A 1333-nucleotide genomic window follows, 5' to 3' on the forward strand; every position below is an offset into this window, starting at 1 on the left:
GGCGGTGGTTTGCTTGGAGAGCAAACCACCGCCCGCCTCTAAAAGAAATAGGAGGAATAATGTATGGCTGTTACAGAACGAACCGTGAGAAATAAGCGCAACAGCGCGGGAGAACTCACTGGAAAGGCCGGCACTGTGTACGATGTGAATGTCAAGTACAAGTCCGGCGGAAAGAGCAAGACCTATTCCCGCAAGGGCTTCCTGACAAAGAAGGACGCCTTACAGCATGAAGCGGAGATGAAAGCGAAACTGACAAACCCAGCATACACGCCGCCCTCTGCGGTTCAGCGGAAAATGACTGTGCAGGAGTACATGACGGAATGGATCGACCGGCATGGCTCTGCAAATCTCCGCCCCAGCACAGAGGCCAGCTACCGGAGCCACATGAAGAACCACATCTTCCCCTATATCGGAGACGTATTCCTGAACCAACTCTCTCCGGCCATACTGGACGATATGTACCGGCAACTTGCTGAAAAGGGCCTCTCTCAGTCCTCGGTCAAATACGCGCACCGAATCATGGGGGTCTCTCTGGAGCACGCCCGCCGGTATCACTACATCAGCAGCAACCCGGCCAGAGATATTCTGACGAAGTTCGGGAAACAGGGCAAGACACCAGATCCCTACACGGTGGATCAGATGCGGCAGCTGTTGGCCGTTGTCATGGGGACGGAGTGGGAGCTGATCGTGGTGCTCGGTGGTCTATACGGACTTCGCCTCAGCGAGATCATCGGACTGCGGTGGAGGAATGTGGATCTGGTTGAAAATACCTTCGGCGTTGTGGAGCAGCTTCCATTCAATACGCCTGCAAACACCACCGTGATTTCTGAGATGGCTCCTGTAAAATCCAGTGAGCGGACGCTGCCTATTACGCCGCTCGTCAAGCCATACTTTGAACGGCATCTGGAACTCCAGAAGGAACAGAAGCGTTTTGCAAAGCAGTCAGGGAATCCGTACTTTGACAACGACCTTGTATTCGCAAAGCCAAACGGCGCTCCCAAGCGCCGGGAGAGGATCTCCGCGAATTTTGGACAGCTTCTGCGTCACGCAGAGATGCCCCATATCCGTTTTCACGATTTGCGGCATACGGCAGCAACGAATATGCACCAGCTGACCGGAGACTTCTATACGGTCGGACAGATCCTGGGGCACAGCCTGAAGGGAATCGGCATTCAGCTCCAGCTCTCCAACAACCTGGAAGCCGTCACGGCGCAGTATGTGGATGTACGGATGGAGCGCAAGCTGGTCGTCCTGAACACCTATCATGAAGCGGTACTGGGTTCTGGTCTGAAAACATGAAGTGCGGAGATGTGCGCGATGCTCACGCATCGCG

The 1333-nt window shown here is 54.7% G+C and carries 1 protein-coding gene; it reads left to right on the forward strand.

The annotated features are described in order from the left end of the window. Window positions 1–63 precede the first annotated feature (63 nt). A complete protein-coding gene (locus HMPREF1546_RS00005; protein ID WP_021747592.1) occupies window positions 64–1299 on the forward strand; it encodes a tyrosine-type recombinase/integrase in 1236 nt (411 codons plus the stop codon). The last annotated feature ends 34 nt before the right edge of the window (window positions 1300–1333 follow it).

This window comes from Oscillibacter sp. KLE 1745 (assembly GCF_000469445.2).
In the GTDB taxonomy this organism is placed as follows: Bacteria; Bacillota; Clostridia; order Oscillospirales; family Oscillospiraceae; genus Oscillibacter; species Oscillibacter welbionis.

What these genes read in the sequence shown, in the direction of transcription:
- HMPREF1546_RS00005 (WP_021747592.1), top strand. Translation starts at nt 64, where the DNA reads ATGGCTGTTACAGAACGAACCGTGAGAAATAAGCGCAACAGCGCGGGA.